We start from the raw sequence: 7,268 nt of genomic DNA on the forward strand, positions 1-7,268 counted from the left end.
GCACCACCAGACGCAGACAGGTTCCCGTCACCCAACAGCCGGAGGCCGCCATGCTCGACGAGTCGCTCCTCGACGCACCGGACGATCTCGCCCGCGTCGACCGACGGGGCCTGCTCCGCGGCGCGGCCGAAGCCGGAGCCAGAGTCCGTACCGCGGCCCGGCACGCGAGCGAAGCGGGCATCGCCACCCTGCGCCCCGACGGCCGGCCCCGCGCGGTCCTGATCGCCGGGCCCGGCACCGCCGCCACCGGCGTGGCCGACCTGCTCGGCGCCCTCGCGGGCGCCTCCGCGCCGGTCATCCGGCTCGACCCCACCGGCGTCGCCCACGCCGCCGGGGCGCTGCGCTGGGCCCTGCCCGGCTGGGCCGGGTCCGTCGACCTGCTGCTCGTGGCCACCACCGACGGCACCGAGCCCGGGCTCGCCGTGCTCGCCGAGCAGGCGTACCGGCGCGGCTGCACCGTCGTCGCCGTCGCCCCCGAGCGCTCACCGCTCAGCGAGGCCGTGGACGGCGCGCACGGACTCCTCGTACCGATGGCCAAAGCCCCGTACCAGGAGTTCGACGAGTCGGCCGCCGCCGGCCCGGGCGCCCTGTGGGCCCTGCTGACGCCCCTGCTGCTGCTCCTCGACAAGGTCGGCCTGATCACCGCGGCCCCCGACACCCTCCAGCTGGTCGCCGACCGGCTCGACCGCACCGCCGAACGCTGCGGGCCCGCCATCGCGACCTACTCCAACCCGGCCAAGACCCTCGCCGCCGAGCTGGCGGACTCCCTGCCGCTCATCTGGAGCGAGGGAACCGGCGCCGGGCCCGCCGGCCGCCGCTTCGCCGCCACCCTCGCCGAGCTGGCGGGCCGCCCCGCGCTGGCCGCGGCGCTCCCCGAGGCGCTGCCCGCCCACGGCATCCTGCTGGCCGGCGACTTCGCCGCCGGCGCCGACCCCGACGACTTCTTCCGCGACCGGGTCGAAGAGCCACAAGCCCTTCGCGCCCGCGTCGTCCTGCTGCGCGACCGGCCGGCCGGCGGCCTCACCGCCGCCCCCGCCGCACGTGAACTCGCCCTCAGCCACGACACGGCCATCAGCGAGCTCGAACCGGAGGAAGGCGCCGAGCTGGAGCAGCTCGCCGAACTGCTCGCCGTCACGGATTTCGCCACCGCCTACCTGGCGTTGGCCTCCGGGGGACACAGCTGAGACTCGCGCACGTGCCCGGATCTATCCAGGAAGACGACGATGGACCGCCTGACCAACACGATCCGCCCCTACGCCTGGGGATCCACCACGGCCCTCCCCGCGCTCCTCGGTGTCGAACCCACCGGTGAGCCCCAGGCCGAGCTGTGGATGGGCGCCCACCCGGGCGCCCCGTCCCGCGTCGACCGCGGCGCCGGCGAGAGGTCGCTCGCGGAGGTCATCGCCGCCGACCCCGAGGGCGAGCTCGGCGCCGCCACCGTGGCCAAGTTCGGTCCCAGGCTGCCCTTCCTCTTCAAGATCCTCGCCGCCGGAGCCCCGCTCTCCCTCCAGGTCCACCCCGACCTGGCCCAGGCGAAGGCGGGCTTCGAGGACGAGGAGCGGCGCGGGATCCCGATCGACGCGGGGCACCGCAACTACAAGGACCCCAACCACAAGCCCGAGATGATCTGCGCCATCACGCCGTTCGACGGGCTGTGCGGCTTCCGCTCCCCGCAGGCGTCCGCCGACCTGTTCGAGGGCCTGGGCGTCAACTCCCTCAAGCCCTACGCCGACCTGCTGCGCGCCCACCCCGAAGAGGCCGCGCTGCGCGAGGTGCTGACGGCCGTACTCAGCGCCGACCGCGAGCAGATGGCCCGTACGGTCGCCGAGACCGCGGTCGCCGCCGGACGCCTGGGCGGCGCGTACGCCACGTACGCCGCCCTGGTCCACGAGTACCCGGGCGACCCCGGCGTCATCGCGGCCATGCTGCTCAACCACGTCCGACTCCAGCCGGGGGAGGCCCTGTTCCTCGGCGCGGGCGTCCCGCACGCCTACTTCGACGGCCTGGGCGTCGAACTGCTGGCCAACTCCGACAACGTGCTGCGCGCCGGGCTCACCCCCAAGCACGTGGACGTGCCCGAGCTGCTGAAGATCGTGCGGTTCGAGCCGAGCGACCCGACCGTCATGCGGCCCGAGGGCGACGGCGGCGAGGAGGTCTACGAGGCCCCCATCGACGAGTTCCGGCTCTCCCGCTTCCTCCTCGCGCCCGGCGGCGCCCCCCACGTCCTCCCGGACGGGGCCCCGCAGATCCTGCTGTGCACGGCAGGCTCCGTACAAGCCGGTGAACTGGCGCTGACCCCCGGCGGATCGGCCTTCGTACCGGCGGGCGAAAAGGTCGAACTGTCCGGAAACGGAACGGTCTTCCGGGCCACCGTGGTGGTCTGACGCGGCGTCCGCCCCAGGGGCTGCAACAATGTGCGGCCGTAGTCACTGGCCCAAGGAAGGACACCCTGCACCCATGAGCGCGTCGGGCGGTACCAAGGCGATCGTGGCGGCACTCGCCGCCAACCTCGCCATCGCTGTAGCCAAATTCGTGGCGTTCCTCTTCAGTGGCTCGTCATCGATGCTGGCGGAAAGCGTCCACTCGCTGGCGGACTCCGGGAACCAGGGCCTGCTCCTCCTCGGCGGGAAGAAGGCCCAGCGCGAGGCGACGCCGCAGCACCCCTTCGGGTACGGGCGCGAGCGCTACATCTACGCCTTCCTCGTCTCCATCGTGCTCTTCACCGTCGGCGGCATGTTCGCCCTCTACGAGGGCTACGAGAAGATCCACGAGCCGCACCCGATCGAGGCCTGGTACTGGCCGGTCGGCGTGCTGGTCTTCGCGATCGTCGCCGAGTCCTTCTCCTTCCGGACCGCCATCAAGGAATCCAACGAGATCCGCGGCAAGCTCACCTGGAGCCAGTTCATCAAGCGGGCCAAGGCCCCCGAGCTGCCGGTCGTCCTGCTGGAGGACTTCGGCGCCCTCGTCGGCCTGGTGCTGGCCCTCGGCGGTGTCGGCCTCGCCCTGCTGACCGGCAACGGCGTCTGGGACGGCATCGGCACCCTGTGCATCGGTGTCCTCCTCATCGCCATCGCGATCGTCCTGGCCGCGGAGACGAAGTCCCTGCTGCTCGGTGAGGCCGCCGGCGTCGAGGACGTCGAGAAGATCAAGGCCGCGGCCGTCGACGGGGACGTCGTCACCCGCGTCATCCACATGCGCACCCTGCACCTCGGCCCCGAGGAACTGCTCGTCGCCGCCAAGATCGCCGTCGAGGCCAACGACACCGCGACCGAGGTCGCCGACGCGATCAACGCCGCCGAGGCCCGCATCCGCGAGGCGGTCCCGATCGCCCGGGTGATCTACCTGGAGCCGGACATCTACCGCCCCGAAGCCGCCAAGTAGCACCCGTACGCACGCCAGGGCCCCCGCAGGCAACAGCCGCGGGGGCCCTCGGCGCAGGTCGGGCCTAGGGAACGTCCACCCGGGTGGCGCCCCAGACGGGTCCCTGCACCTCGGCCGGCCGGCGCCGCCGTGCCACGAGCGAGGCGATCCCCAGCCCGAGCCCGACGGGCAGGAGGCAGGTCCCCGCGGTGGAGACCAGGCCGAGGGCCAGCATCTGCGGAGCCTCCTCGTGGAGCCCGGAATCGATCCCGGTCACCGCCGACACCGGCAGCGTCCCCGCATGGGACTCCTGGTGGAACCGGGAGTCGGCCGAATTGCCGCGGTTGTCGCCGAGCACGAACATCCGGCCCTGCGGCACCGAGACGGCGAAGCTCACCCCACCGGCCCCGGGCTCGACGTCGCCCAGGTACGGCTCGTCGAGCGGCTTGCCGTTGAGCGTCAGCGCCCGGTCCCCCGCCGCGTAGGCGATGTGGTCCCCGCCCAGCGCCACGACCCGCCCGAGGAACGGGCCGTCGAACCCCCAGCCGGCCGGATCGTAGGTGATCACGTCACCGTGCCGGACCTCGCCGGGGTTCCTTTCCATCGCGAGCACGGTCCCCTCGGGGATCGTGGGCAGCATGTTCTCGCTGAACTGCTTGACCGGGGTGAACCGGCCGAACAGGTACACCACCGGTCCGAACGCCAGCGCCACACCGAGCACCAGCAGCGTGATCGCCCAGATCCCCCGTCTCCGCCCAGGCCTGCGTGCCATCGATCCCCCACCCCTCCCACCGACATGAACGGCCGGAAGACTACGGTCTGGCCGAAAGAGCCCGGTGGGCGGGGCGGGTCGCCCCACGCCGATCCGCGATCCGAACCCGACCAGTTACCCGTCCGCTGGGGCCGTCGCCGCCAATCGGTGTAGATTCGTCATCAGTGTCAGGCGTCGCTGCTGATGGCGGGTCGGGCGGTCCCTGCGACCGGCCGAGGGGAGAGAGGACCCCCGACGGACTGTGCTCGGTGTCCCGTCCCCAGGACGGCGCACGGACCAGCCGTACCCACCTCTCGAACCATGAGGAGCAGCACCCATGGACTTCAAGGTCGCAGACCTCTCCCTTGCCGCGTTCGGCCGCAAGGAGATCACCCTGGCAGAGCACGAGATGCCGGGCCTGATGTCGATCCGCCGTGAGTACGCCGAGGCCCAGCCCCTCGCCGGCGCCCGCATCACCGGCTCGCTGCACATGACCGTGCAGACGGCCGTGCTCATCGAGACCCTCGTCGCCCTCGGCGCCGACGTCCGCTGGGCCTCCTGCAACATCTTCTCCACCCAGGACCACGCTGCCGCCGCCATCGCGGTGGGCCCGAACGGCACCCCGGAGAACCCGCAGGGCGTCCCGGTCTTCGCCTGGAAGGGCGAGACCCTGGAGGAGTACTGGTGGTGCACCGAGCAGGCGCTGACCTGGCCGAACACCCCCACCGGCGGCCCGAACATGATCCTCGACGACGGTGGTGACGCCACCCTCCTCGTCCACAAGGGCGTCGAGTTCGAGAAGACCGGCTCCGCCCCGGACCCGTCGACGGCGGACTCCGAGGAGTACGCCCACATCCTCACCCTGCTCAACCGCACCCTCGGCGAGTCCCCGCAGAAGTGGACCCAGCTCGCGTCCGAGATCCGCGGCGTGACGGAGGAGACCACCACCGGTGTCCACCGCCTCTACGAGATGATGTCCGAGGGCACCCTGCTGTTCCCGGCGATCAACGTGAACGACGCCGTCACCAAGTCGAAGTTCGACAACAAGTACGGCTGCCGCCACTCCCTGATCGACGGCATCAACCGCGCCACCGACGTCCTCATCGGCGGCAAGGTCGCGGTCGTCTTCGGCTACGGCGACGTCGGCAAGGGCTGCGCCGAGTCGCTGCGCGGCCAGGGCGCGCGCGTCATCGTCACCGAGATCGACCCGATCTGCGCGCTGCAGGCGGCGATGGACGGGTACCAGGTCGCCACCCTCGACGACGTCGTCGAGATCGCCGACATCTTCATCACGACCACCGGCAACAAGGACATCATCATGGCCGCCGACATGGCCAAGATGAAGCACCAGGCCATCGTGGGCAACATCGGTCACTTCGACAACGAGATCGACATGGCCGGCCTGGCCAAGATCGACGGCATCGTCAAGGACGAGGTCAAGCCGCAGGTCCACACCTGGACGTTCCCCGACGGCAAGGTCCTCATCGTCCTGTCCGAGGGCCGCCTGCTGAACCTCGGCAACGCGACCGGCCACCCCTCCTTCGTCATGTCGAACTCCTTCGCGGACCAGACCCTGGCCCAGATCGAGCTCTTCACCAAGCCGGAGGAGTACCCGACCGAGGTCTACGTGCTCCCCAAGCACCTCGACGAGAAGGTCGCCCGCCTCCACCTCGACGCCCTCGGCGTCAAGCTCACCACCCTCCGCCCGGAGCAGGCCGCCTACATCGGCGTCCAGGTCGAGGGCCCGTACAAGCCGGACCACTACCGCTACTGATCCCGCCCCGGTCGCCCCGATCGGTCCGGATCAGCAGAACGTGAAGCAGGCCCCCGGCACAGGTGCCGGGGGCCTGCCCCGTATCCCCCTCCGACCCGAAGAAGAGTGCGCACCATGCCCCGCGGCCGCTACTCGCTCCACGACCCGCACGACCACACCCCCCTCGGCGAGGAGCACTTCCACTGCGCCCCCGGGCCCTCCGGCTGGCGCTACGTCTCCCAGCTCACCGCGCCGGGCGGCGACCACCGCGGCTCCGTGGACCTGGCGATCGACGAACTGGGCCGCCCCATCCGCCTGGAGGTCAACGCGGCGAGCTGGCAGGTCCGCGGCGCCGCACTCGACGGCGTCACCTGGGTCCGCACCGACCCCTCCGGCACCGAGGCCACCGAGGGCAACATCGCCGCACCCGGCTTCACCGGCACCTCACCGGCCTTCCTGATCGCCACGGCCCGCCTGCTGCGCCCGACCCCGGGCGCCCCCGCCACCCGCGTCCGGCTGCTCGCCCTCACCGACCCGGTCCTGGCCCCGCGCACGGTCGACCAGGCGTGGGCGCTGGTGGCCCGCGAGGAGCACCCCACGGACAGCGGACCGCTCCTGGTGGACGAGTACCGGGTCACCGCCCTGGACACGGGCGAGGTCCACACGGTCCACATCGCCGGTGACGTGGTCCTCTCCGCCCCCGGCATCGAACTGGAACACCTGGAAACCCCGCCCTCGGCCTTCGAGGACCAGTGACCCCTCAGGCGGGCGGAGCGAACCCGCCGGCGCGCGGAACCTCTGCGGGCACTACGGGCGCGGGGGCGACGTACGGCGACGGCCCGGGCGCGACGGGCGGCAGGAGCGGTACGGGCGCCGCGTGGGGGACGGACGCCACGGGAGGAGCCGCGGCCGCGGCACGGAAGGCCCGGGCGGCATCGCGCGACTGACGTTCGTGGACCACGGCCATCAGGAAGGCCGCGGCCGGCACCCCCGCCGGCGGCGGCGCCCCCGTACGCGCCACGAGATCGTCCGCGAGCCGCGCCGCCATCGCCGCACCCACCTGCGGATCCAGCTGGTCCATGCGCGTCAGGTACTGGCGGATCGCCAGCCACAGCCCGTCCGGTACGGCCGACAGGTCCAGCTGCGTGAACCGCCCGGCCAGCCACGGCGGCGGTGGCGGCACCGGCATCACCCGGGCCCCCGGCACCCGCTCCCGGACCACCAGGGTCCCCGCGAACACGTCTCCGAGCCGCCGCCCGCGGACCGACACCAGCGAGGCGATGGCCGCCACCGTGCCGAAGGTCAGCAGCAGCTCCACGACTCCCAGCGCCCCGCGCACCAGCGCGTGCCGGAACCGGATGGGCCCGCCGTCGTCGCGCACGACCCGCAGCCCGCAGGCGAGCT

7 protein-coding genes (1 of these 7 cut by a window edge) are annotated in these 7,268 nt (G+C 72.4%); 5 read left to right on the plus strand and 2 right to left on the minus strand.

Annotated elements, in window-relative coordinates; all coding sequences use genetic code 11:
- The first annotated feature begins 50 nt into the window (after nucleotides 1–50).
- The 3 genes from AC2RP6_RS24355 (at nucleotide 51) to AC2RP6_RS24365 (ending at nucleotide 3,381) form a co-directional block, all read left to right on the plus strand.
- Nucleotides 51–1,184 (plus strand): SIS domain-containing protein, encoded by a 1,134-nt coding sequence (locus AC2RP6_RS24355; protein WP_403930737.1) that lies wholly within the window; start codon nucleotides 51–53, stop codon nucleotides 1,182–1,184.
- Between the two features lie 39 nt (nucleotides 1,185–1,223).
- Complete coding sequence (manA, locus tag AC2RP6_RS24360; protein ID WP_486448126.1) at nucleotides 1,224–2,384, plus strand: mannose-6-phosphate isomerase, class I; 1,161 nt, start codon at nucleotides 1,224–1,226, stop codon at nucleotides 2,382–2,384.
- Between the two features lie 73 nt (nucleotides 2,385–2,457).
- On the plus strand, nucleotides 2,458–3,381 hold the full coding sequence (locus AC2RP6_RS24365) for a cation diffusion facilitator family transporter (protein ID WP_486448127.1): 924 nt from the start codon (nucleotides 2,458–2,460) through the stop codon (nucleotides 3,379–3,381).
- 64 nt (nucleotides 3,382–3,445) lie between these two features.
- On the opposite strand, the gene lepB is transcribed toward AC2RP6_RS24365, so the two are convergent.
- Nucleotides 3,446–4,132: a signal peptidase I gene (gene lepB, locus AC2RP6_RS24370; protein ID WP_486448128.1), complete on the minus strand. Its 687-nt coding sequence runs from the start codon at nucleotides 4,130–4,132 to the stop codon at nucleotides 3,446–3,448.
- A gap of 316 nt (nucleotides 4,133–4,448) precedes the next feature.
- Here lepB and ahcY point away from each other — a divergent pair, with 316 nt between their 5' ends.
- Together ahcY and AC2RP6_RS24380 are read left to right on the plus strand one after the other, a co-directional pair.
- Complete coding sequence (gene ahcY, locus AC2RP6_RS24375; protein WP_486448129.1) at nucleotides 4,449–5,885, plus strand: adenosylhomocysteinase; 1,437 nt, start codon at nucleotides 4,449–4,451, stop codon at nucleotides 5,883–5,885.
- Nucleotides 5,886–5,999: 114 nt separating this feature from the next.
- The gene (locus AC2RP6_RS24380) at nucleotides 6,000–6,620 is read left to right on the plus strand and encodes a hypothetical protein (protein WP_486450431.1); all 621 of its coding nucleotides are present in this window, start codon (nucleotides 6,000–6,002) and stop codon (nucleotides 6,618–6,620) included.
- A gap of 4 nt (nucleotides 6,621–6,624) precedes the next feature.
- On the opposite strand, the gene AC2RP6_RS24385 is transcribed toward AC2RP6_RS24380, so the two are convergent.
- Nucleotides 6,625–7,268, minus strand: partial view of an RDD family protein gene (locus tag AC2RP6_RS24385; RefSeq protein WP_486448130.1) — the 3' portion only. 256 nt of this gene lie beyond the right edge of the window; only the last 644 of its 900 coding nucleotides appear in the window; its start codon lies beyond the right edge, outside the window — the gene reads right to left on this strand; its stop codon occupies nucleotides 6,625–6,627.

This window comes from Streptomyces sp. WAC03905 (assembly GCF_057371075.1).

Excerpts from the sequence above, each read along its gene's own strand:
- AC2RP6_RS24355 (WP_403930737.1), top strand. The coding sequence starts at position 51 with ATGCTCGACGAGTCGCTCCTCGACGCACCGGACGATCTCGCCCGCGTC.
- manA (WP_486448126.1), top strand. The coding sequence starts at position 1,224 with ATGGACCGCCTGACCAACACGATCCGCCCCTACGCCTGGGGATCCACC.
- AC2RP6_RS24365 (WP_486448127.1), top strand. The coding sequence starts at position 2,458 with ATGAGCGCGTCGGGCGGTACCAAGGCGATCGTGGCGGCACTCGCCGCC.
- lepB (WP_486448128.1), bottom strand. The coding sequence starts at position 4,132 with ATGGCACGCAGGCCTGGGCGGAGACGGGGGATCTGGGCGATCACGCTG.
- ahcY (WP_486448129.1), top strand. The coding sequence starts at position 4,449 with ATGGACTTCAAGGTCGCAGACCTCTCCCTTGCCGCGTTCGGCCGCAAG.
- AC2RP6_RS24380 (WP_486450431.1), top strand. The coding sequence starts at position 6,000 with ATGCCCCGCGGCCGCTACTCGCTCCACGACCCGCACGACCACACCCCC.